Origin of the sequence: Thermobifida sp. (assembly GCF_017577275.1) — a bacterium.
In the GTDB taxonomy this organism is placed as follows: Bacteria; Actinomycetota; Actinomycetes; order Streptosporangiales; family Streptosporangiaceae; genus Thermobifida; species Thermobifida fusca.
On record NZ_PITY01000021.1, the window covers coordinates 30,042 to 53,306 of the forward strand.

General features: G+C 68.3%; 20 protein-coding genes. 11 read left to right on the forward strand and 9 right to left on the reverse strand.

Features of this window, described 5'->3' with window-relative positions; genetic code table 11:
* Positions 1 to 41 precede the first annotated feature (41 nt).
* Both CW348_RS08665 and CW348_RS08670 read left to right on the forward strand, forming a co-directional pair.
* Positions 42 to 1,337, forward strand: coding sequence for an aromatic acid exporter family protein (locus CW348_RS08665; RefSeq protein WP_011293236.1), 1,296 nt, complete (start codon positions 42 to 44; stop codon positions 1,335 to 1,337).
* Positions 1,338 to 1,346: 9 nt separating this feature from the next.
* Positions 1,347 to 2,396: a glucose 1-dehydrogenase gene (locus CW348_RS08670; RefSeq protein ID WP_016189320.1), complete on the forward strand. Its 1,050-nt coding sequence runs from the start codon at positions 1,347 to 1,349 to the stop codon at positions 2,394 to 2,396.
* 5 nt (positions 2,397 to 2,401) lie between these two features.
* Here the strand turns inward: CW348_RS08670 and CW348_RS08675 are convergent, their stop codons facing one another.
* The 3 genes from CW348_RS08675 to CW348_RS08685 all read right to left on the reverse strand — a co-directional run bounded on the left by CW348_RS08675 (position 2,402) and on the right by CW348_RS08685 (position 5,326).
* Positions 2,402 to 3,283: an alpha/beta fold hydrolase gene (locus tag CW348_RS08675; RefSeq protein WP_016189321.1), complete on the reverse strand. Its 882-nt coding sequence runs from the start codon at positions 3,281 to 3,283 to the stop codon at positions 2,402 to 2,404.
* A gap of 26 nt (positions 3,284 to 3,309) precedes the next feature.
* Positions 3,310 to 3,978 carry a TetR/AcrR family transcriptional regulator gene (locus CW348_RS08680; protein ID WP_061783816.1) on the reverse strand — a complete coding sequence of 223 codons (669 nt, stop codon included), beginning with the start codon at positions 3,976 to 3,978 and terminating at the stop codon, positions 3,310 to 3,312.
* Positions 3,979 to 4,087: 109 nt separating this feature from the next.
* On the reverse strand, positions 4,088 to 5,326 hold the full coding sequence (locus CW348_RS08685; protein ID WP_287463419.1) for a phosphatidylserine/phosphatidylglycerophosphate/cardiolipin synthase family protein: 1,239 nt from the start codon (positions 5,324 to 5,326) through the stop codon (positions 4,088 to 4,090).
* Positions 5,327 to 5,579: 253 nt separating this feature from the next.
* On the opposite strand from CW348_RS08685, the gene CW348_RS08690 reads away from it, so the two are divergent.
* The 4 genes from CW348_RS08690 (at position 5,580) to CW348_RS08705 (ending at position 11,570) form a co-directional block, all read left to right on the forward strand.
* Positions 5,580 to 6,686 (forward strand): SPFH domain-containing protein, encoded by a 1,107-nt coding sequence (locus CW348_RS08690; RefSeq protein WP_016189323.1) that lies wholly within the window; start codon positions 5,580 to 5,582, stop codon positions 6,684 to 6,686.
* 87 nt (positions 6,687 to 6,773) lie between these two features.
* A complete protein-coding gene (locus tag CW348_RS08695) occupies positions 6,774 to 7,868 on the forward strand; it encodes a hypothetical protein (protein WP_173668101.1) in 1,095 nt (364 codons plus the stop codon).
* 184 nt (positions 7,869 to 8,052) lie between these two features.
* Positions 8,053 to 8,673 (forward strand): peptidylprolyl isomerase, encoded by a 621-nt coding sequence (locus tag CW348_RS08700; protein WP_011293243.1) that lies wholly within the window; start codon positions 8,053 to 8,055, stop codon positions 8,671 to 8,673.
* 311 nt (positions 8,674 to 8,984) lie between these two features.
* Positions 8,985 to 11,570, forward strand: coding sequence for an HAD-IC family P-type ATPase (locus CW348_RS08705; RefSeq protein WP_258076886.1), 2,586 nt, complete (start codon positions 8,985 to 8,987; stop codon positions 11,568 to 11,570).
* Positions 11,571 to 11,627: 57 nt separating this feature from the next.
* On the opposite strand, the gene CW348_RS08710 is transcribed toward CW348_RS08705, so the two are convergent.
* The 3 genes from CW348_RS08710 to CW348_RS08720 all read right to left on the reverse strand — a co-directional run bounded on the left by CW348_RS08710 (position 11,628) and on the right by CW348_RS08720 (position 15,714).
* Positions 11,628 to 12,767: a homoserine O-acetyltransferase gene (locus CW348_RS08710; RefSeq protein WP_016189325.1), complete on the reverse strand. Its 1,140-nt coding sequence runs from the start codon at positions 12,765 to 12,767 to the stop codon at positions 11,628 to 11,630.
* On the reverse strand, positions 12,764 to 14,095 hold the full coding sequence (locus tag CW348_RS08715; protein WP_011293246.1) for a bifunctional o-acetylhomoserine/o-acetylserine sulfhydrylase: 1,332 nt from the start codon (positions 14,093 to 14,095) through the stop codon (positions 12,764 to 12,766). The genes CW348_RS08710 and CW348_RS08715 overlap by 4 nt, the downstream gene beginning before the upstream one ends.
* A gap of 449 nt (positions 14,096 to 14,544) precedes the next feature.
* Positions 14,545 to 15,714, reverse strand: a complete 1,170-nt coding sequence (locus tag CW348_RS08720; protein ID WP_258076887.1) for a transposase — start codon at positions 15,712 to 15,714, stop codon at positions 14,545 to 14,547.
* Between the two features lie 351 nt (positions 15,715 to 16,065).
* On the opposite strand from CW348_RS08720, the gene CW348_RS08725 reads away from it, so the two are divergent.
* The gene (locus CW348_RS08725) at positions 16,066 to 16,959 is read left to right on the forward strand and encodes a LysR family transcriptional regulator (RefSeq protein WP_016189327.1); all 894 of its coding nucleotides are present in this window, start codon (positions 16,066 to 16,068) and stop codon (positions 16,957 to 16,959) included.
* 51 nt (positions 16,960 to 17,010) lie between these two features.
* On the opposite strand, the gene CW348_RS08730 is transcribed toward CW348_RS08725, so the two are convergent.
* The gene (locus CW348_RS08730) at positions 17,011 to 17,694 is read right to left on the reverse strand and encodes a type 1 glutamine amidotransferase domain-containing protein (protein ID WP_011293249.1); all 684 of its coding nucleotides are present in this window, start codon (positions 17,692 to 17,694) and stop codon (positions 17,011 to 17,013) included.
* A gap of 310 nt (positions 17,695 to 18,004) precedes the next feature.
* On the opposite strand from CW348_RS08730, the gene CW348_RS08735 reads away from it, so the two are divergent.
* From CW348_RS08735 to CW348_RS08745, 3 genes are all read left to right on the forward strand, one after another.
* On the forward strand, positions 18,005 to 18,772 hold the full coding sequence (locus tag CW348_RS08735) for a cupin domain-containing protein (protein ID WP_011293250.1): 768 nt from the start codon (positions 18,005 to 18,007) through the stop codon (positions 18,770 to 18,772).
* A gap of 28 nt (positions 18,773 to 18,800) precedes the next feature.
* Positions 18,801 to 19,340, forward strand: coding sequence for a type 1 glutamine amidotransferase domain-containing protein (locus CW348_RS08740; protein WP_011293251.1), 540 nt, complete (start codon positions 18,801 to 18,803; stop codon positions 19,338 to 19,340).
* A gap of 71 nt (positions 19,341 to 19,411) precedes the next feature.
* Positions 19,412 to 20,134, forward strand: coding sequence for an HAD family hydrolase (locus CW348_RS08745; protein WP_258076889.1), 723 nt, complete (start codon positions 19,412 to 19,414; stop codon positions 20,132 to 20,134).
* Between the two features lie 49 nt (positions 20,135 to 20,183).
* Here CW348_RS08745 and CW348_RS08750 read toward each other — a convergent pair whose 3' ends face one another.
* Together CW348_RS08750 and CW348_RS08755 are read right to left on the reverse strand one after the other, a co-directional pair.
* Positions 20,184 to 20,747, reverse strand: a complete 564-nt coding sequence (locus tag CW348_RS08750) for a TetR family transcriptional regulator (protein WP_011293253.1) — start codon at positions 20,745 to 20,747, stop codon at positions 20,184 to 20,186.
* On the reverse strand, positions 20,728 to 22,185 hold the full coding sequence (locus tag CW348_RS08755) for an MFS transporter (protein WP_104612921.1): 1,458 nt from the start codon (positions 22,183 to 22,185) through the stop codon (positions 20,728 to 20,730). The genes CW348_RS08750 and CW348_RS08755 overlap by 20 nt, the downstream gene beginning before the upstream one ends.
* Positions 22,186 to 22,616: 431 nt before the next feature.
* Between CW348_RS08755 and CW348_RS08760 the strand changes: the two genes are divergently transcribed.
* Positions 22,617 to 23,258: an OB-fold-containig protein gene (locus CW348_RS08760; protein WP_061783811.1), complete on the forward strand. Its 642-nt coding sequence runs from the start codon at positions 22,617 to 22,619 to the stop codon at positions 23,256 to 23,258.
* Positions 23,259 to 23,265: the final 7 nt, after the last annotated feature.

The window sequence follows — 23,265 nt, forward strand, 5'->3', positions numbered from 1 at the left end:
CTACGGCGGCCGCTCCCCAGCCACACCGGGGTGACGGCGGCATGCGGCGGCTCGTCAATGCCCTGATGCACGCCGGACAGCGGTGGCTGACGTCCGAACTCCCCGCTGTCCGGGACCGCCTGACCGAAAACTTCTGGCCGATCGTGCACGCCGTGGTCGCGGGAACTGTGGCGTGGCTGCTCGCCAAAAACCTCACCGCCACCCGCATGCCGTTCTTCGCCCCCATCGCCGCAGTCATCGCGCTCAACGCCTCCGCCAGCGAACGGGGCGCCAACGCCGTCCGCCTCCTGCTCGGCGTCGTCATCGGCATCCTGGTCGGCGAACTGACCATCGCCCTGCTCGGCACCGGCTACCGGGCACTAGCCTTTGCCATCGGCCTAGCCATGGCGCTCGCCATCGTCGTCAACTTCGCCCGCCTGGTCATCGGCCAAGCCGCGGTCAGCGCCATGCTGATCGTGACGTTCGCTGAAGAAGCGAGCCTGCACCGGCTCGCCGACGCGCTGATCGGCGCAGGAGTCGCGCTCATCATCAGCCAACTCCTGTTCCCCGTGCGGGTGGTCGCCATCCTGCGCCGCGCAGAAGCCAACGCGCTCGCGGAAATGGCGCGGATGCTCGACGACACCGGACGCGCGTTAGCCCGCGACGACGACTCCTCCACTGAAGAGACCGTCGATCGACTCGGCGGGCTGAGCCAGCCGATCGCCAACCTCACCCAGACCCGGGAGAGCAGTCGGCGCACCGTGCGCAGCTCCAGCATCCGATTAGGCGACCTGGAACCGATCACCCGCGAAGACGAGCACGTCGACCGGCTCATCTACCTGGGGGAAAGCTGCCTGACCTTGGCGCGCACCACGGCGGCGATGAGCACCGAGGAACGGCAGCGCTTCGCCCCCATGGTGCGGGAGATCGCGGAAGCCCTCGACATGCTCGCCAAGGACCTCAACAATCAAGCCACCCGCCAGCGCGCGGTCGACCGGGCGTTGGAAGCTGCGCGCCCGTTCGGTGGCCGCCCCACCGACGACGACCCGCTGACCGTCTCCACCCACCTGGCCGTGATGCTCGTCGCCACCGACATCATGCTGTTCGCCGGTATCGACCCGCAGGAAGTCCGCGGCGTGCTCGAAGAAGACATCGACCGGCCCCGGGTCACCCGGCACACCGCGGTGCCGTGGCTGCCGTGGGTGTCGTGGCGGCCGCAAGTCCCCGTGCAGGAAAGGGTGCAGAAGTGGCGCGCCCGGCTCGCTGAATTCGTCTCCCGGGAAGAAGACCGGCAGGAAGAGGAAGCGGAACGCAGAGAAGCCGAACGCAGGGACCACCAGCAGCGCAACATCCAGTGAGGAAGACGCATGCGTGCTTTGACTGTGGTGCCCACCCAGCCCGGATCGCTGGAGGTCCGGGACCTCGCCGATCCGGTCGCTGGTGCGGGGGAACTACTCGTCGACGGGATCGCGCTGGGGATCTGCGGCACCGACCACGAGATCGTCCACGGCGTCTACGGCTCAGCCCCCGCTGGCACGGACCGCCTCGTGCTGGGGCACGAGTCGCTGGGACGTGTGCGGGAAGCCCCGCCGGACAGCGGTTTCACCCCCGGAGACCTGGTGGTCGGCGTGGTCCGCCGCCCGGACCCGGTCCCCTGCGGGGCGTGCGCCCACGGCTACTTCGACTCGTGCCGCAACGGCCAGTTCACCGAGCGCGGCATCAAGAAACGGCACGGCTACGGATCGGAACAATGGACGGTGGAAGCCGAGTACGCGGTCCGGCTCGACCCGTCCCTGGAGGAGGTCGGCGTCCTGCTGGAGCCCGCCTCGGTGGTCGCGAAAGCGTGGGAGCAGATCGAGCAGATCGGGGAGCGTTCGTGGTTCGTCCCGCAGCGCCTGCTGGTCACCGGTGCCGGACCTATCGGCCTGCTGGCCGCCCTGCTGGGCATGCAGCGCGGCCTTGACGTGCACGTCTTCGACCAGGTGGCGCACGGGGTGAAGCCGGAGCTGGTGGCCGGGCTGGACGCGGCCTACCACACCGGTGATCTCGCGGCTGTTGCTGCCACGGTCAAACCGGATGTGCTCATCGAAACCACAGGGGTGCCCCGGCTCGTCGTGGACGCGCTCACCACCACCGCAGTTTTCGGCATCGTCTGCCTGGTTGGACTGTCGTCCGAGGGGGCATCGATCCCGGTGGACGCGGGGGCGCTCAACCGCACGATCGTGCTCGGCAACCACGCGTTCTTCGGCTCGGTCAACGCCAACCTGCACCACTACGAGCTGGCTGCGCGCGCCCTGTCGTGGGCGGACCTCTCCTGGCTGGCCCGGATGATCACGCGGCGCCTGCCGTTGGCGCGCGCCACAGAGGCGTTCCACGACAGCACCGGGGACGAGGTGAAGGTCGTCATCGACCTGTGAGCCTGCTAGGTGTGCGCGTGGCCCTTCTGGAGGAAGCCGCGGAGAAGGGCGTGGAACTCGTCGGGACGGTCGCGGGGCAGCAGGTGCCCGGCCTCAGCGACCTGCACGAGTTCCGCCCGAGGAATACGCTGGGCGACTTCTTGCACGGTGGCGAGGGAGACCAGGGTGTCCTTGTCGCCTCGCACCACCAGGGTGGGGGCGGTGATGCCGGGCAGCAGCGGGCGCAAGTCGGTGCGCATGCGCCGCCACCCGTAGGAGTGGATCTGCCAGTCGTCCAGGATGAGTTCCCCCGCCGCGTGTGTGGCCCGAGCCTCCGCCTCAGCGAGCGCGGTGATCTCCGCGAAGTCTGGATTGCGGGCGCCGTCGACTAGGGACGCGGCCAGGGTGGCGCGGAGCAGCCTCGGTGCGCGGGCGAACAGTGCCGTGGTGAGCCGCAGCAGGAGCGGGGCGCGCAGCAACAGGTAGGTGGTGCCTTGGGCGACCCGGCGGCCTTCCATCCCGCCGGGGGCGATGAGTACGAGCCGGTCGACCCGCTCCGGGTGGCGGGCGGCGAAACCCGCGGCGATGGCCCCACCCAGGGAGAGGCCGACCACGGTGGCGCGCGGCAGCTCCCAGTGGTCGAGCAGGGTGGCGAGGACTGCTTCCAGTCCTTCCTGGTCGGTGGGCCCATGCCAGGGTCGGCTGCCGCCGTGGCGGGGCAGGTCGGGGGCGAACAGCCGGCAGGTGTCGCGGAGCGCGGCGAGGGTGCGCCCCCAGGTGAGCGGGGCGGTGTCGAGCATGGCCCCGTGGAGCAGCACCACGGCGGGCCCGGAGGTGCCGGCCCGGTAGTAGTGGAGGGGGCCGTGGTCGGTGTGGAGGGTGTGGGCGGTGGCGGCGTCGAAGGGCACGGGTGTCCTCCTTTCCCGCTCGGCGGTCACTGCGGGGTGCCCGGACGTGCGGTGGCGGCCAGGTCGGCGAGGAAGGTGTCGAAGGCGCGCTGCCCGGCGGCGCGGTCGGCGTCCGGTCCGGCTTCGAACCCTTCCGCGAGGAGGGTGCTGAGCGCGTCCAGGGTTTTCTCGAGGGGCGGGGAGACAGCGGAGCCGACCGTCGATTCGATGGTGATGAGGCCGAGGGAGATGATGCCGAGCACGTGGGCGACTGCGGCCGCGTCCAGGTCGGTTCGGATGAGTCCGGCGTCTTGCATCCGGGAGACGAAGTCCACGACCAGGCGCTGGCGGGGGCCGTAGCGTTCGGGGCCGCGCCGCCGCACGATGTCGCCGAGGATCTGGCTGTCGGCGGTGTAGAACGCGCGCATCAGCGGGTCCGCGGCGAGGGCGCGGAGCGCGTGCCGGTAGATCACGGAAAGCCGCGCCCCGTCAGGGTCGTCGCGCACGGCGCGGGCGACGGTTGCGGTCAACTGGTGGACTTGGCGTTCCACGAGCGCGGCAACGACCGCTTCTTTGCTGGGGAACTCCTGGTATATGGCGCCTTTCGCGATTCCTGCCCGCTGCGCGATGTCGCTGACGCTGGTTTTGGCGTAGCCGTAGCGGGCGATCAGTTCAGCTGCCGCGTCCAGGATGCGTGTTGCGCGTTCCGTTCCCATCCCCGTGACCTTATGACCGTTTTAGTACTTTTGGTCACACGCTAGCAGATCTCCCTGGTGAGGCGGGTTCTGGAACCATGCCGTGCCTGGCACACGGGCGAGTTGCGGACTAGAGGAGAGGCCGCCACGGCGCCAGGAGCGCCTCGGCGGCCTTGGCGAGCAGCGGGCGCCGCTGCCACTCCTCCAAGGTGAGCAGACGCGCGTTGGTGAGGTCGTTGGCGAACACCTGCTCCAAACCGGCTGCAACCTTGTCGTCGATGATCTCCACGTTGATCTCGTAGTTGCCGGTGAGACTCAACCGGTCGACGTTCGCGGTACCGACCGTGCTCCACCGGCCGTCGATCGTGGCGGTCTTGGCGTGCATCATGGCATCCCGGTACAGCCACAACCGGACCCCGCCTTTCAGCAGCGGGGTATAACAGCCGCGCGACAGCCAGTCCGCGATGACGTGGTTGGAGCGTTCCGGCACCAGGATGTTCACTTCCACCCCGCGGCGGGCCGCGGCAATGAGCGCCCCCAGGATCTCCCGGTCGGGGATGAAATACGCCTGGGTGATGAGAATCCGCTCCTTGGCCCGGTCGATGGCCTCCAAGTACATGGCCCGCACCGGGTAGATGAGCACCTCCGGCACGTTGCGGTGGGCGCGGATCCGCGGATTCCAATGGTCGGTGCCGACGTCCGCCAACTGCGGCTGGCTGTCCTTCCGGTTGGCGTTCCAAAAATCGGAGAAGGCGTTCTCCAACTCCCACACGGCCGGGCCGACCAGGCGCAGGTGGGTGTCCCGCCACTCGGTGGCGTACAGCTCCCCCACGTTGTATCCGCCGATGAAACCCACCCGGCTGTCCACGGTGAGGATCTTGCGGTGGTCGCGCCCCGACTTGCGCACGTCGAGCAGGAGCACCCCGGGACGGAACGCGGGATAGCGGATGACGTTCACCGTCGGCGGGAAATCGAAGAACCGCCGGGGCACCACCAGGTTGGCGAACCCGTCGTAGATGACGAAAACCTCCACGCCCCGTGCGGCCGCGTCGATAAGCGCCTGTTTGAACTCGGCGCCGACCCGGTCCCCTTTGAGGATGTAGGACTCGAACAGGATGCGGTGCTGCGCGGACCGGATCGCCGCCAGCATGTCCCGGTAGAGGTCCTCCCCGTAGGTGTAGATAGTGACCTCGGTCTCGCCCACCGACACGGTGAGGGGGTTGGTGCGGGGGAACACTGCGCGGTACGGGCGGACCCGTTTGCGCCAGGTGTCGATGGCGACAAGCACGGCAGCCACCGCCAGTTGGGCGGTGAGCACACCGAGGAGAATCCGCCGCAGAACGGTCACCACCGTTTTTCGCCGCACCACTCGTTCCTCTCCTGTTGCGTCCGCACTCGATGCGGACGCAACCTGCGCGCCGTCCACCGCGGTCCACCGCGGCGCCTGCGTCTTTCTGCCGATATGTACCTTCCCACCGCTGCGCTACCCCGCGCTGCCAGGGTCCGGTCACGGAACGCAATGGCACCGTTATCGCGTTGACAGCGCCTAAGAACGGTGAAAACCCTGGTTGGTACCGTTGCCGGACCAGCCGGATTGAGCCCTCTACGTGGAAGGACGCAGCGTGGGCCTGTTCGACATGATCCGCGGCGAGTTCATCGACATCATCGAGTGGCTCGATGACAGCCGCGACACGATCGCCTGGCGTTTCCCCCGCCACGACAACGAAATCAAGATGGGCGCCAAGCTCATCGTCCGGGAAGGACAGCTCGCTGTCTTCGTCAACGAGGGGCGGATCGCGGACGTGTTCGCCCCTGGCACCTACACCCTCACCACGCAGAACCTGCCCGTGCTCAGCACGCTCCAAGGGTGGAAGTACGGCTTCAACTCGCCGTTCAAAGCCGAGGTGTACTTCTTCAATACGCGGCAGTTCACTGACTTGAAGTGGGGCACCCAGAACCCGATCATCGTCCGCGACCCCGAGTTCGGCATGGTGCGGCTGCGCGCGTTCGGCGGGTTCGCGCTCCGCGTCGTCGACCCCCCGCTGCTCCTCCAGGAACTGGTGGGCACCGACCCGCAGTTCCGTACCGAGGAAGTCGCGGAACACTTGCGGCAGCGGATCGTCAGCCACCTCGCCCCTGCGCTCGCCAACTCCGGGATGTCGGTGCTCGACATGGCGGCGAACCAGCAGGCGCTCGGAGACCGGCTCGCCCAGGCGCTCAGCGCGGAATTCGCGTCGATCGGGGTGGCCATCCCCCGGTTCATCATCGAGAACATTTCCCTGCCGCCCGAGGTGGAGGCCGCGCTCGACAAGCGCGCCCAGATGGGGATCGTGGGCAACCTCGATCAGTACACCAAGTTCCAGGCCGCTACCGCGATGGAGCGCGCCGCGGACAATCCGGACGGCGCCATGGGCAGCGGCATGGGCATCGGTATGGGAATGGCGATGGGCCAGCAGATGGCTGCCGCATTCCAGCCGGGCGCCCAGCAGTCCGCGGCCCCGGCCGGGCCTCCCCCGCTGCCGCAGGAGCAGTGGTATCTCGCCGTCAACGGCCAGCAGCAAGGCCCGTTCCCCACGGCCGCCCTGCACAGCCACGTCGCGAACGGGACCCTCACCCCGGACACACTCGTGTGGAAGAACGGGATGGCGCAGTGGACCCCGGCCCGCCAGGTTCCGGAACTCGCCCCGTTCTTCACCCCGCAGGGTCCTCCCCCGCTGCCGCCCCAGTAGCGCGGCGTGCCTGGACTTCACCCTGGTGAGGCCCTGCCCCGTCCTCACCTTCGCTGTTTCGCTGTTTGACTGCCGTGAGGCTCTCCCATGTCCCAACCACCGCCCCCTATGCCGCCTGCTTCGCCATCCCCGATCTCGCAGCCCTGCTCGGGGTGTGGCGCCCACCTGGAGTTCGCACCCGGCACGCTCACCCTGGTCTGCCCCTACTGCGGTTTCTCCCAGCAGATCACCGCCCCGGCCCGTCCCGTGCAGGAGTACCCGTTTGAGCAGTTGGTGGCCATGCCCCGCAAACGCGCGGCTGAACTGGCGCCCCACCATCTCGTCTGCTCCCGGTGCGGGGCGCACACCCTGTCCGATGCGCTCTCCTCCCACTGCCAGTTCTGTTCCGCGCCGCTCGTCGTGGACACCAGTGAGGATCCGCAGATCGTCCCCGAAGCAGTGGTGCCTTTCACGGTGGACCGCTCCCAGGCGCGGGAAGCGCTCCGCAAGTGGACGCAGAGCCGCTGGTTCGCCCCCAACGGGCTGAAAAAAGTGGCGGACGCGGAGACGATGAAGAGCACCTACCTGCCGCATTGGACGTTCGACGCGGACACGGTCACCGCCTACCGGGGGCGGCGCGGCGAGTACTACTACGTGACGGTGACCGACAGCGAAGGCCGCCGCCGCCGGGAACGGCGCACCGCCTGGTATCCGGCGTCGGGAACCGTGTCCCGCAGATTCGACGACGTGCTGGTCGTGGCCACCGACCGCGTCCCGGTGAAACGCCTCGACGCGTTGGATCCGTGGCCGCTCGCCCAGGCCCGCCCGTATGCCGCAGAGTTCCTGGCCGGCCACCACACGGTCCGCTACAGCGTGGAACCCGAGCAGGGCCTGGAGATCGCGAAAGGCAAGATGCGCAAGGTCATCGAGCAGGACTGCCGGCGGGATATCGGCGGCGACGAGCAGCGCCTCGACTGGGTGAACACCCAGTATTCGAACGTGGCGGGCAAGCTGGTACTGCTCCCCGTGTGGAGCGGCTCCTACCTGTACAACGGCAAAAGCTGGCAGGTGCTGATCAACGGCTGCACGGGGGAAGTCCAAGGCGACCGCCCATACAGCGCGGTCAAGATCGCATTCGCGGTCCTGGTGGCGCTCATCGTGGTCGCCGCGGTTATCGCCGTGATCCGGATGAACGGAGGGTGACCTGCTGCGGCTGCGCGGGCCAGCCCGGGCCTGGACGTGCCCCGCGCACGGCCGCACACCGGCCTGGTCCGGGTCGGCCCGTGGTGTCCGATGTGTACCTGTGATGCCCTTGTTCACACACGGTGCATCGGTACCGCTACGCTGTGCCTCCAAGCCACCCTACCCACCCGGAGACACAGCCGCGATGAAGCGTTTCACCCCGACCGTGACCGCACTGGTGTTGAGCAGCGTGCTGCTGGCAACCGCCACGGCCTGCCAGTCCGACTCTGACTCTGGCACGGATTCGGCTTCCGATGTGACGGGGGCGACCCTGCACACCAGCCTCGGCGACATCGAAGTGGTGCTGTTCCCGGACAAAGCCCCAGAGACTGTCGCGAACTTTGTGGGACTGGCGGAGGGCGACAAAGCCACGAACCCGACGACCGGGGACGACCGGTTCTACGACGGCACGATCTTCCACCGGGTCATCAAGGACTTCATGATCCAAGGCGGCGACCCGGAAGGCACCGGCCGCGGCGGCCCCGGCTACACCTTCGACGACGAGATCCACCCTGATCTGATCTTCGACGAGCCCGGCAAGCTCGCCATGGCCAACTCGGGCCCGAACACGAACGGGTCCCAGTTCTTCATCACCACGGTGCCGACCCCGTGGCTGGACGGCATGCACACCATTTTCGGCGAGGTCGCTGACGAGGAGAGCCTCGAAGTGGCCGTGGCGATCTCCCAAGTGCCGACGGATGCCAACGACCGTCCCACCGAGGACGTGGTCTTGGAGTCGGTGACCATCCACCGCGACAACGAGTGATCTTCTCCCAGGCCAGCGGCCCCGGCAGGGCGGTGTCCGCTGGCCTGGGCCTGCCGCGGGTGGGCTGAGCGGTTCCCGCGGCAGCAGGTGCGCACCCCCTTCTCCTTGCCGGTGCACCGGCGCGTCCGACGCTTTTCCTGCCCGGCACGGGCGGAGAAAACCGGATAGCTGCCGTTGATCCGGGTAGTAGGACCCTCCCGCGGCCCACCGCGGGCAGCACCCTGGAGTGTGGTCGGCAGGGAGGTCTGGGATGACACTGCTGGGACACGGTCCCCGACTCGGCGGCCCGGCGGGCAGGCACCGCGATGGTGATGACACGCGAGCCGCAGGCTGACCCCCTGCAAGGGCGGCCGGTTCCCGTCCGCAGCGGCCTCACCGGCCCCGACGCTGCCCGGCGGCTCGGCCACGACGGCCGCAACCTCGTGCCTCCGCCGCAGCGCACCCTGCCTTTCCTGCTGTTGGCGAGCTCGTTCACCCACTCTTTCGCGCTGCTGCTGTGGGCTGCCGCGGCGCTCGCCTTCATCGGCGGCCTGCCGGAAGCGGCCTGGGCTGTGGTCACCGTGATCGTGGTGAGCGGCCTGGTCGGTTTCGTGTTGGACTACTGGTCCGACCGGATCGGGCAGCGGCTTCGCCGCCGCGCGCCCGCCGCCGTGCGCGTCATCCGTGACGGACGGCAGGCCCGAGTCAACGCTGACGAGCTCGTCGTCAACGATGTGGTGCTGCTGCGCGCCGGCGACCGGGTGCCCGCGGACATCCGCCTTACGGAAGTCCACGACTTCGTAGTGGTGGAGGTCGGGGTGACCGGGATGCGGGAAATGCTGCGCTGCGACGAAGGCACCACCGTGTTCGCCGGCACGCACGTGGCCGCGGGGGAAGCCGAAGGGGTAGTGGTCACCACCGGCATGTGGACGCGGCTCGGCCAGGACTCTCCGCTGCTGCGGCACGCCCGCCGCCCGTCCGGGCCGCTGGTGGAGAACCTGCGCGACCTGACGGCGGCCGCCGCGGCAGCCGCCACCGGGACCGCTCTCGTCGTGTTCCTGCTCACCCTGCTGGTGGGAGTTCCGCCCGCGGAAGGGTTTCTGCCCGCGGTCGGCCTGGCAGTGGCGCTGGTACCGCTAGGACTGCGGTCCATCGTCCACTTGTGTCTGGCGTGGGCGGCGCAGCGGATGGCTGACGCGCACGCCCTCGTCCGGCATTCCGCGGCTGTGCAGCAGTTGGGCACGGTCACGTTCCTGTGCATTCCCGCGGCCGGGGTCCTCACCCGGGGCGAGCCTGTGGCCGTGGAAGTGTGGACTCCGGAAGGCACCGTGCAGGTCACCGGTACCGGTTATGCCCCGGAGGGCGCGCTGGTGGGGGACGCGGCCGCGGTGGCTGCCGCCCACGACCTGGCGTTGAGCGCGGCCTTGTGCTCCAGTGACGGCTACTTCTTCACTGACGGCCAGTGGCGGCCCGTGGGGGATCCGGTTGAAGCGGCCTGTCACGTGCTGGCTGCCCGGGCCGGGGTGGATGTTTCGCTCGCCGCGGTGGAGCGCCGCTATCCTTTCGACCCCCACCGCAGGCGGGCTTCCGCGTTCGCGAAAGGATCCGTGCACGTCAAAGGCGCTCCCGACGCGGTGCTGCCGCGCTGCCGGGCTGTGGCGGGCGCCGCGGACGCTTCCGCTGCGATGGCGGACCGCGGGCTGCGCGTGCTGGCGGTCGCGCGCCGCGACCTTGCCGCCCCGCCGGAGCAGGCCGAGGACGCGGAACGCGACCTCACCCTGCTGGGGCTGATCGGGTTGGCGGACCCGCCGCGGTCGGACGCGCGCACCGCGGTGACCCGCTGCCGCAGGTTAGGCATCCGGCTGGCGCTGGTGACCGGGGAGGATCCGCGCACCGCGCTGGCCGTGGCCCGCGCCACCGGGCTGGCTAGGCCGGGCGCCCCGGTCCTCCACGGCGCGGAGCTTCCTGACGACCTGCGGGAGATCGGGGAGCTGTTGGACAGCGACGGGGCTGTCGTCAGCCGGGTCACGCCCGAGGACCGGCGGCGGGTGACAGTCGCTCTCCAGCACCGCGGGTACACGGTGGCGACCACGGCGGGCGGGGCCGCCGACGATGCGGCGCTGCGCCGCGCCGACGTGGGCATAGCCCCGGGGTATGCGGGGGCGGACACGGCGCGGGACTCCGCCGACCTTGTGCTGCTCGACAGCGGCATCGCCACGGTGGCGGCCGCGCTGGGTGCGGGCCGCGCGATCCGCGTCACGCTGCGCCGGGCCCTCACCTACCGGTTGACGGGGGTGGTGGCGATGGCTACCCCTTTCCTGGTCTGGGCGGTGACCGGGGGCGCGGTGCCGCCCGCGTTGACGCTCGGCCAGGTGCTCGCGATCGGGGTGGGCGTGGACCTGCTTCCCGCTCTGGCGTTGGGGGTGGGGCCGCGCGGGTGGCGTGCCCTGCGTGATCCGCCGCCGGACGGGGAGTTCTTGGTGGACCGGCGGCTCGCTGTCCGGGTGGGCGGCGTGCTGGGCCCGGTGGAGGCGGTCACGGCACTGTTCACGTTTGGCGTGGTGCTGTGGGTCAACGGCTGGCAGTGGGGGCAGTCGCCTGCGCCGCTGCTGCTCGCCCAGGCTTCCGGGGCGGCGTTCGCCACCATCGTGCTGGGTCAGGTCGCGGCTGCTTTGGCGTGCCGCAGTGAGACCCGGCCGTTTGATGCGGTGCCGTGGCGCAGCGACCCGCTGCCCCGCGAGCTCGGCGCACAGCTTCTCCTGCTGTGGCTGTTCTTCACCGCACCCCCGCTGGCCGGATGGCTGGGGAGCACGGTGCCGCCCGGCTTCGTCTGGCCGGGGGTGGTGTGCGTGGTGCCTGCGCTGCTGGCCGCGGACACGATCCACAAGGTGGTCCGGCCGTCCCAGGCCCCAGGGTGACCGTGCCGCCTTTCCCCGTCTGCTTGTGGTCCGGGTACGGCGGCACGGCCGAGCCGCTTACTGCGCCAGCAGTTCTTTGATGAGGACCGACACTTGGTCGATCTCGGTGAGGAACCCGTCGTGGCCCGAGGCTGATTCGATGACGCGGACTTCGTCGGCCCCGGGAATACCGTCGGCGAGCTCCTGCTGCTGGGCGAGGGGGTACAGGAAGTCGCTGCTCACCCCGGCCACCATGGTGCGGGCGGTGACCCGGCGCAGCGCCTGCGCCACCCCGCCGCGGCCCCGACCCACGTCGTGGGTGTTCATGGCTTGGGTGAGCACGACGTAGCTGCCCGCGTCGAACCGGCGGGCGAGTTTGACCGCGTGGTGGTCCAGGTACGACTCGACAGCGAACCGGCCCCCGGCCATCGGGTCTTCCCCGTCTTGGGGGTTGCGGCCGAACCGTTCGTCGAACTCGGTGGCACCCCGGTAGGTGATGTGCGCGATACGGCGGGCGATCCCCATGCCGGTGACCGGTCCCGGACCGGGACGGTCGTAGTAGTCGCCACCGTGCCAGTACGGATCAGACCGGATGGCGTGCAACTGGGGGGCGGCCCAGGCGATCTGCTGTGCGGAGCTGGCCGCAGGGCTGGCCAGCAGCAGGAGGCGACGCACCCGCTCCGGGTAGGTGGCCGCCCATTCGAGGGCACGCATCCCGCCCATGGACCCGCCGAGGACCGCGGCCCACGAGTGGATGCCGAATTCGCGCAGCAGGGCGAACTCGGCGCGCACCGTGTCGCGGATGGTGATCCTCGGGAACCGGGACCCCCACGGCCTGCCGTCGGGCGCGGTCGACGACGGCCCGGTGCTGCCTTGGCAGCCGCCCAGCACGTTGGGGGCGACCACGAAGTACCGGTCGGTGTCGAGTGCCAGCCCGGGGCCGATGATGCCTTCCCACCAGCCTGGGCTGGGGTGCCCGGGGCCTTCCGGGCCTACGACGTGGCTGTCGCCGGTGAGGGCGTGCAGCACGAGGACCGCGTTGGAGCGGTCCTCGTTGAGACTGCCCCACGTCTCGTAGGCCAGGCGGACCCCGGGAAGTTCACCCCCGGTCTCCAGCGGCAGAGGTTCGGACAGTTCGACCCAGCGCCGGTCGCCCGGAGGGTCCCCTTCCCGCCACGCGCCGGTCGCGGGAAGGGGAGGGGTGGTGTCGTGACTCACTGGTATGCCTTGGCTGCGCGCAGCCCGGCCTCCAAGTCTGCGCGAAGGTCGTCAACGTGTTCCAAGCCCACGGACAGCCGCACGAGGCCGGGAGTGACCCCGCTGGCGAGCTGCTCTTCGGGGGTGAGCTGGCTGTGCGTGGTGCTGGCCGGGTGGACGATGAGGCTGCGCACGTCACCGATGTTGACGAGCTGGCTGAACAGTTCGGTGCCGTCCACGAAGGCGCGTCCGGCCTCGATACCGCCGTGCAGCTCAAAGGAGACGATCGCACCCGCCCCCTTGGGCAGGTACTTCTTTGCAGCCTCGTAGTAGGGGCTGGAAGGCAGGCCCGGGTAGTAGACCTTCGCCACCTCGTCGCGGGATTCCAGCCACTCGGCGAGCGCCTGGGCGTTGGCGACGTGCCGTTCCATGCGCAGCGACAGCGTTTCGATCCCCTGGAGGATCAGGAAGCTGTTGAACGGCGAGATGGCCGCGCCCGTGTCGCGGAGCAGTTGCACCCGCAGCTTGGCAGCGTAGGCACCCGGTCCCAGCGCCTCCCAGTACTTCAGGCCATGGTAGCTGGGGTCGGGTTCGACGAAGCCGGGGAACCGGTCGCCGTGGGCGCCGAAGTCGAAGGTGCCGGCGTCCACCACGATGCCCGCGATCGTGGTGCCGTGGCCGCCGAGGAACTTGGTGGCCGAGTGCACCACGATGTCCGCGCCGTGGTCGATGGGCCGCTGCAGGTAGGGGGTGGGCACGGTGTTGTCGACCATGAGCGGCACACCGACCTCGTGGGCGACGTCCGCCACCGCGCGCACGTCGAGCACGTTGTTCGCCGGGTTGGGCAGGGTTTCCGCGAAGAACAGCTTGGTGTTGTCGCGGGCCGCGGCACGCCACTCGTCGAGGTCGTCCTGGTCTTTGATGAAGGTGACCTCGATGCCGAGCTTGGGCAGGGTGTAGCGGAACAGGTTGTAGGTGCCGCCGTACAGGGACGGGCTGGACACGATGTGGTCACCCGCACCCGCCAGGTTGAGGACGGCAGCGGTGATGGCAGCTGACCCGGACGCGAACGCGACCGCGGCGACCCCGCCTTCCAGAGCCGCGACCCGCTTTTCCAGCACGTCCTGGGTGGGGTTCATGATCCGCGTGTAGATGTTGCCCGGCTCTGCGAGCGAGAACAGGTCGGCCCCGTGCTGCGTGTCCCGGAAGACGTACGACGTGGTCTGGTAGATGGGGGTGGCCCGTGCGTTGGTGGCCGGATCGGGGGCCGCTCCGGCGTGGATCTGCTTGGTTTCGAACGACCACTTGTCGGCCGCGGTGGATTCAGGCGTGGTGTCTTCAGCAGTCATGATGCTCCTGTCAGGACGCAGTGCCACAACGGGAAACAGGCACTGGAAACGGCTGACCCCAGCCAGGATCGGTCGGTGGGAAGGGTGGAATGGTTGGCAGCGCGCCGGTATGGCAGACGCAGTGCGGGAGAAGAGCGTCGGTTGATCAGAACATGCAGCGCATGCCGCGACAGAGCATGCTGCTCACACGGGCGTAGTCGATGTGTCGGCGCGAGACCAGCTCAACCATGCTCACGAGGTTAACCGCTGTCTCAGCATCCCGTCCAGGCGTCTCGCACTTTGGACAGAGTGATCTTGCCCTGGAGGCAAGGTCTCCCCGCTGCACGGGTGGCCGGGTGCAGGGCGGCGGGTCGAAGGGCGGGGGTAACGGGTCCGGGTCCGCGGTCAGGCGTTGACCTGCGCGTCCCCGGTCCCGCTGGTGTCGTCCTGTCCGGCTTGGGCAGCCGCGTTTAGTGCACCAGTTGCCCGAGGCGGGCCTCCGTGCGCCGGGTCCACTGCTGGCGCTGCTGCCCGGTACGGGTGAGCACGGCGATGGTGTGCGCCACAGAGACCAGGGTCATGTGGCGGTGCCATCCGGGGAAGGAACGTCCTTCGAAGTCGCGCATGCCGACCCGGCTGCACGTTTCCCTGTCAGCGCGGACCCAGTGGAGGGCCCTGCCGAGTCCCAGGAGCATGGGGATGGGCGTGTCAACCATGTTGGTCAGCCAGATCATCGTGGCTGCCCGGGGGTCGGCGGTCCACTGCGCCGCCATGAGGAGCGGTCCGGTGCGCACGGGTCCGGCGGCTCCGACACGCAGGCCCAGCCCGCACACCGGGGTCCTGGGGGCACCGGATCCGGCGGGGAGCAGTGGCCGGCTCGCCCCCTTGTGCAGTTCAGCGAGCTGCGCGGCGGCCATGAACCGTCCGGATTCGAGGTCGGCGAGCCGGGTGTCTTCCCTGATGCGCAGCAGGAAGGGGACGGAGCTGGCGGCGAGTTTCCCGATGAGCGGCAGCGGGTCGACTTCCCGGGCGTCCATGACCACGGGACGCTGCCGCAGCCCCCATCGGGAGAGTTCTTCGATCGCTTCCCGCAGGCAGTCGCTGCGCGACGGGCAGGCTTTGCCGGGTGTGCCGACTTTGCGGCGGGATTCGCTGCTGGTCCACTTGTCGGGCAGGACCATATGCCATTCCACGGGCACGCTTGCTTTCTCGGAAGCGATCCAGACCCCGAGGACATATTGGCGTTGCACGGTTTTTCCCAATCCGGGGACGAATGTCCTCCGGACCCCGACGGAATGTTCGCCTGCCTTCTGGATGACGAGCGGGTCGACGACCCATGCGACGGGTGCTACCGCATTATCCGCGTACCGGGCGAGTTCTCTTCTTACCTCTTTCCAGTCCCACGTCGAATTGGTAATGAAATGGTGCAGATTCTGCTCTGCGGAAGACATCCCCGCGCTGCTGGCGATACTGCGTATGGATTTCCTTCCCGCAGTAGTGAGAAGGCCTTTGACATACACTTCCCCCCATTCACGCTGCCGTCTTCTCCGGAACGGGGAGAAGGCCGTTTCGCAGACGTGTTCTACCAGCTTGTCGGATGGATGACGGACTCTTGCTGCTCTCTGGCTGCTGCCGTTCAAACCCCCTCCTTATCACAGCAGGCCAGCGTTTATTTCCGTGGCAGGTTCCGCTTCTCCCCCACTCCTCACCGCACTGCGGTATACGCCATCGCCAGCGGAACACTGTTCATTACACAGCAAAAGTCGACAAATCGCAAATATAGTGTTATATATAGACAATCACCCTGCGTAGTCACCGTCGATAGACCCGGAGCAAGAAGGCCTGAAAGGCGACCGTGATATTTCACAACCAAATTTCTACCTGCACAAATATCCCCCGCTCTCGACTACGTTCATAAAACGACGCACTGGCCTTCCGAACGGTTCCCTGAAATAGAAAAATAAAAGGCCGGATCCGGCCACGGAGGAAACGTGAACCTCGAGCTCCTCAGAACGTTCTTGGCCGTCCACCGAGCGGGGTCACTCACCAGGGCAGCCTCCCACCTGGGGATGTCCCAGCCGACAGTGACCGCGCAGATCCGCACCCTTGAGAAGGAACTCGGCCGGCAGCTCTTCATCCGCAGACCCGACGGGGTCCGGCCTACCGGTCCCGCCGACCAGCTTGCCCGGCGCCTGGCCCCGCACCTGGACGCGCTGGAAGCAGTGATCGAAACCGAAGTGCTCCAGCGGGTCCCCTTCGAACAGCCCCTGCATATCGGCGGCCCTACCGAACTGCTTACCGTGCGCGTCCTCCCTGCTCTCGCCGAGCTGGTGGCGGAAGGGCTTCAGTTGCGGACGGTGACCGGCATGCCGGACGAACTCCTCGACGGGCTGCTCGCGGGCCGCCACGACCTCGTCGTGTCGACTGCCCCGCCTCGACGCCGCGGTATCTCCAGCACCCCCCTGATGGACGAGGAGTTCCTGCTCGTCGCCCACCCCGACTGGAAGGACCGGCTCCCTGCCGACGTCGCGGCGGATGCCGGAAAAGCACTGGACAGCGTGCCCGTCGTCGCCTACGCCGAGGAGCTGCCGATCATCCGCCGCTACTGGCTGACCGTGTTCGGACGCCGCCCGCCCATGCGGGCAGCGGTCGTCGTGCCGGACCTGCGCGGCGTCTTGGCGACTGTTGTTGCCGGGGCGGGAATCACAGTCCTCCCCCGCTACCTTGCCGCCAATGCTCTGGAACAGGGCGAGCTGACCGTCCTGCACCAGCCCGAGCTCTCCCCGATCAACACCATCTACCTGGTGGTCCGGGCAGGGTCGCTCGCCCAGCAGCGCATTGCGCTCGTACATCAAAAGCTCCTGACCGAAGCCAGGAGCTGGTGAGAAGGGTGGTTCCGGGCGGGTGGCGTCCCCTCAGCGCCACCCGCCTGCTCGTCAGTCAGCCAGCAGCTTGACGGTCTCCTCGGCCACACCGGAGGCCGAAGCCGGGTTCTGCCCGGTGACCAGGCGCTCGCTGACCACAACGCACGATTCGAACTTCGGCTTCTTCACGTGGATGCCGCCGCGCTCCTCCAGCTTGCTCTGGAGCAGGAACGGCACCACACCCGACAGGTTGACCGCGTCCTCCTCCTCATTGGTGAAGGAGGCGAACTCCTTGCCCTCGACCAGGTAGCGGCCGTCCGACAGTTTGAGGTTGACGAGACCGGCCGGGCCGTGGCACACCGCCGCGACGACGCCGCCGGCCTCGTAGATGTCCCGAGCCAGAGCAGCCAGGTCGGCCGCGTCGGGGAAGTCCCACATGGTGCCGTGGCCGCCGACGAAGTACACCGCCGCGTAGTCGGCCGGGTTGAGGGAGTCGGCGGTCGGCGTGTCGGCCAGCGCCTTCTTCACCTCGGGGTCCTCGAGGAACTCCCTCTGGACCTCGTCTTCGGCGTTGTATCCGGTCGCCGGGGGCTGCCCGCCCTTGACGGAGACGAAGGAGACTTCGTAGCCCGCCTTGCGGAAGACCTCCCAGGGGTGCGCGGCTTCCGGAACGTAGTAGCCGGTGGGCTTTCCGGTGTCGCCGAGGCTGCCGTGGCTGGTGAGCGCGAGCAGCACACGCTTCGGAAGGTTCGGCATCTCTTTCCCTTTCCTCGTCCTCAACGGACTTCCGCGGTCCTACGCCCACCAGACGATAAGCACCCGCTCCCCCGCCGTGCCAATAGATATCTCAAGGGGGGCGGATAGGCATATTAATAGCCCCTCGTTAATGGCATATGGAAAGCCTTCCCTTCCCCGTGCAATAGGACGAGGATCACACTCCCAGAACAGAAAATGACAAAGTCGGAGAAAAACCTTTGCCTCACCCGGAGGACGCGCCCCAAGATTGCACACGGCTGGCGAAAACGCCCGCCAGAACGCCCGTCTCACACCCGGAGGAAATGGGCCTTTGTCTGCTGTACCAATTCTCGAAGAAAACCGGTCCGCAACGTCGCTGCACATCGACGCGGGCCCGGCCGATATTGCCGAATTGAAAAGGCTGACCCGCGGCGGGGCGCGCGCACTCAATGAGCAGTTCGACGACGATTCGCACTTGAACGAGATCATCCCCAAACCGTGGGGGTACGAGTACCGCGCCTACGTCGACGACTTCTTCGACCTGTGGTCGCTGCACATCGACGTATCCCACAGCACGTCGACCCACGCGCACCCGCGCAAGCTCACCTACCTGCTGTGCTTGTCGGGCGAAGGGGTCACTGCAGGGCTCGAGCGGGAGTTCCCGGTGAAGCCTGGGAGCATTGTGCGCATCGCCCCGGGGGCGTTCCACTCCACCCGGAACACCGGGTCGGAAGCGCTGGAACTCATCGAGGTCGAGGTTCCGAGGAACAAATACGACCTGATGCGGTTGCGCGACGACTACAACCGGGCCGGGAAATCGTATGAATCGACGTCGTTGGTGGAGGAGAAGTTTCCTCTGAAACCGACCCGTCGCCTCCCCAACGCAAAAGTCCGCTCCGGATCTCCCGACGGGAAATTCCATTTCGAAATCAGAACCGGAATGGATGTCTTCTACCGGCGCCGCCCAGAAGACATTTTCTACATTCCCCTCTGCGTCTCAGGCGTCGTCTACTCCGATATCCGAATCCTGGCCAATTCTTCCGAAAACAGCCGTCCGGAACCGGACAAGAACTACCTGTGCGTCAGCAGGGCGAACTGACCGGAAGCCACACGAGAGGAGAACAGGAATGTCCCGCAGCGCAGTGATCATCACCGGCCCCGGATTCCAGGACCACGACGTGGTCTACACCTACTACCGCCTGCTCGAAGAGGGCTGGCACGTCGACGTCGCTACCAAGGAGGCCGCGCCCGTCACCGGCAAGTACGGGGTCCCGCTCCCTATGGACAAGACCGCGGCCCCGCTCATCTCCTTCTCCGACCTGGACGTCAACAACTACGACGCGGTGATCCTCACCGGCGGGCACGAGGCTCCCGACCGGGTCCGCCAGGACCAGCAGGTGCTGGCGTTCGTCGCCGCGATGGCTGACGCGGGCAAGGTCGTCGCGGGCCTGTGCCACGGGCCGTGGATCATGGTCAGCGCGGGTGTGCTCAAGGGCCGTCGGGCCTGCGCCTACATCGGGCTGCGGGACGACGTGATCAACGCGGGCGCCGAGGTGGTGGACAGCGACGTCATCGTCGACGGAAACATCATCACCTGCTCCTACTACGCCTACGTGGGCGCGTTCATGCGCGCGGTCTTCGAAACCGTGGAGAAGCTCGACCAGTGACCGGGCTGGGGGCGGCGGTGCCGCCGCCCCCTCTCCTCATGTCCGAGCACGGGAGCAGGAAGGAGAGCGCCGTGCTGATTCTCGACTTCGACGGCGTCGTCTGCGACGCGCTCGACGAGTGCGCCCTCGTCACCTGGTTGGGCAAGCCAGGCAACGAACCGGAGGCGACGGGGCAGGCGAGCTTGAAACGGCTTCCCCCGGAGTTCCGCTCCGTGTTCCGCCACGTGCGGGACTATGCGCGGCTCCTTGACCACTTCATGGTGGCGCACCTGCCCGGCGCGTCCACGGTCCGCAGCCAGGCGGAGTTCGACGCGCTGTTCGCGTCGATCCCCGCGGACGAGGTGGCCACCTTCGTGCGGCGCGCTTCGGCAGCACGCGACCTGCTGCGGGAGCGGGACGCCCAGTTCTGGCTGGGCATGCACACCCTGTATCCGGGGATCGCCGAACTGCTGGTCCGCCATGCGGGCCGCACGGCGATCGTCACCGCCAAGGACACCCTTTCGGTTCGGGCGATCCTGGACTTCCACGGCCTGGGGCACACGGTCGCCGCGGTGGTGGGCGAGTGCAGCGACAAGGCCGGGGCGGTCCGGGAGCTGTGCGAGCAGGCCGGGATTCCTCCCTCCGCGGCGGTTTTCATCGACGACAACCTCACTAATGTGCGCCGGGTTGCCGCCACGGGGGCGCGGTCGCTGTGGGCCAGGTGGGGGTATGGCACGCCCGAGCATGCAGCCGAGGCAGCCGCATTGCGGATTCCGGAGATCCGGCTTGCTGACCTCGCCTGTGTGACGGTGTGAGTGTCGGACGGGTCCCGCCCTGCGGACCGCCCCCGCGGGGCGGGATCCCTCATGGTCCGGTGATGAGCTGCTGGATCCCCGGGGCGTACAGGGCCACGATCCGCTCGGTGTCGGGGGTGCGGCCGGTGGCCCGGTAGTGGATGTTGAGGGTGGCGCCCAGGCCGAGCAGGTGGGCGATCACCAGTTCGGCGCGCAGCCGGGCATCGGGGCCGGTGAGGCGGTCCGCCATCGCCTCGGTGACCTGGGTGGTGAAGTATTCCCGCACGACGGCCCGCTCGTCTTGGGCGGAGGTGGAGAACACGACGCGCAGCAGCGGGTCGGCGCCGTTGCGTTCCCGCAGGGAGATGAGGGTGCGGACCATGTGTTCGCCGAGCCGGTCGAGGGGGGCGTCCAGGAGGAGTTCCACGGCTTTCGTGAAGTCCGCTGAGGCGCGCAGCAGTTGCTCTTTGGTGCCGAAATGTTTGATGACGAGGGCGGCGCTGACTCCCGCGTCGGCGGCGATGGAGCGGATTGTGACGTCGGCGTAGGGGTGGAGCGCGAAGGCGCGTCGCGCGGCCAGCAGGATCGCTGGCCGGCTGGATTCTGCGGTGCGCTCACCGTGACTGTGGTTCACCCGTGGCTCCTGGTGCGGACGGTTGGGGGTTCTTCTGTATACCGGAACGGCGTTCGCGGACGGGAAGCGTGACCACGAGGGCCGCCACCGCGAAGCAGGCCGCGAGGAAGAAAGTGGTGAGGTAGGCCTCGAAGGTGGGTGCGGTGCCGCCGGTGGTTTCCATGGTCATGCTGCCGAAGACCGCGGCGACGACGGCGCTGCACACCGCTTGTCCCACGGCGCGCATGAGGACGTTGACGCCGTTGGCGGCACCGGTCTGTTCCCGGGGCACGTGCTGCATGAGCAGGGCGGGCAGCGTGGAGTAGGGGAAGGCGGTGCCGATGCCCACGATCGTGGCTCCCACGATGATGGTGACGAGGTGCTCGCTGGTGAACAGCCGCAGCAGGTAGCCGACGGCCATGAGGACGAGGCCGAACATGACCGTGGTTTTGGGGCCACGGACGGCGGCGATGCGGGCTGCGATCGGCGCGAACAGCAGCATGGTCAGCGAGGCGGGGAGCATGCACAGGCCTCCCACGATCACGGAGTATCCCAGCCCGTAGCCGGTTTCCGGGGGTTCTTGCACGAGCTGGGAGGTGACGAGGGAGTTGACGAAGAAGGAGAACCCGACGAGCAGGGTGGCGAGGTTGCTCAACAGGACGCCGCGGTTGGCCATGCTGCGGAGTTCCACGACGGGTGAGGGGATGCGCGTCTCGTAGTAGGCCCAGCCGACGCCGACGAGGAGGGCCGCGGCGAAGAGGCCGAGCACGAGCGGGGAGGTCCACCCCCATTCGCTGCCGCGGGAGACGGCGACGAGGAAGCAGACGAGGACGACGGTGAGGCCGAGGGTGCCCACGGCGTCGAAGCGTCCGCCGAGCCGGGTGCGGGTGCGGGGCACGAATGCGAGCACGAGGAGGAGGGCGACGAGCCCGAATCCGCCGCTCATCCAGAACACGGCATGCCAGTCGGCGTAGCGGGCGATCAGCGAGGTCAGTGGGACGCCGACGGCTGCGCCCACGCCCATGGTGGTGCTCATCAGCCCGGATGAGGAGGCGACCCGTTCCGGGGGGAGCACGTCGCGGAGGATACCGATCCCTAAGGGGACGACGGCGAGCGCGATGCCTTGGAGGGTCCGCCCCACGATGAGGAGCGGGATGTGGGTGCTGAGCGCGGCGAGCAGGGAGCCTGCGACGAGGCTGAGGAGCGCGCCCAGCATGACTTCGCGTCTGCCGTACATGTCGCCGAGGCGGCCGAGGACCGGGGTGGAGACTGCGCCGGCGATGAGGGAGGCGGTGACGACCCAGCTCACGGCTTCGTGAGTGGTGTTGAACGCGGTGATGAGGGTGGGCAGCAGCGGGACGACGAGGGTTTGCATGACCGCGGTGACCACGCCGGCGAAGGCCATGGCGACGAGGAGGAGGCGGGGGTGGCGTGGGGGATTGGCGGAAGCGTCGGTCACGGGGCTCCCTTCGGCCTCGGTGGAGAGGACAACCGGGGTGAACGGTTGTTCACCCCAAAGATCATCCTAGTCAGATATGCGCGTTTTCTCCCTACCGCCCCCGGGGAAAATCGCTGATCACCGCAGTTCCCACCGCTCTGCGGCCCGGACCGCCGGGACGGGAGCGCCCCCGGCTGCAGAATTTTTTTGCCGAACTTCGGAACCTAACCCTCCTCGCGCGGCGTCCCACCAGACACAAGACCGCCACCGCACAGCACCGTGGTGGCGATCGCGGGCGCGCAATCCGTCCGGTCCGGACTTCCGACTGGACCGGACGGTGAACCGGCTGGGGAACCGCGCCACTGCCCGTACACAGACGGCACCGCAGTGCACCGCGTCGGACCAACCGGGTCCCAGAGAGACAAAAACGTAGAGAGGGGTGCGGCAGAGCAGTGAGCGACTTCGTGACGGCCGCCCTCGCCTTCCCTACCGCACTGTTCAGCTTCGCCTTGGTCGTGGTCGCCTGCTACTGGTGTCTCGTCATCATCGGCGCCCTCGGGGTCGACACGCTCGACCCTGACGTCGACGGCACCACCGAACTCGGCGGCCTCACCGCAGCCATGTCCGCCCTCGGCCTGCACGGAGTCCCGGTCACCGTGTCGCTCTCCACCATGATCGCCGTCGCATGGTTCGTCTCGCTGAGCGGGACCGTCCTCCTCGACCGCTTCGACCTGTCCGATCCCCTCACGATCGCGCTGGGGATCCTCCTCCTCGCCATCGCCCTCGTCTGCGCGTGGGCCGTGACCAGCGCCCTCGCCCTAGCAGTACGCCGCTTCCTCCCCGACCACAAGGAACCCTCCCGCCACGACTTCATCGGCCGGGTCTGCGTCGTCCGCACCGGCCGCGTCGACCGGGACTTCGGCCAAGCCGAAGTCACCGCCGCTGACGGATCCACCGCGCTCATCCAAGTACGGCAGACCGGTGAGGAATCCCTCACCGCAGGCAGCACCGCCCTGATCGTCGACTACGACCCGGAAGGCTCCTTCTTCTGGGTCACCGCCTACCACGCAGAACTCGACCCGCACCGCTCCTAACTCCCCC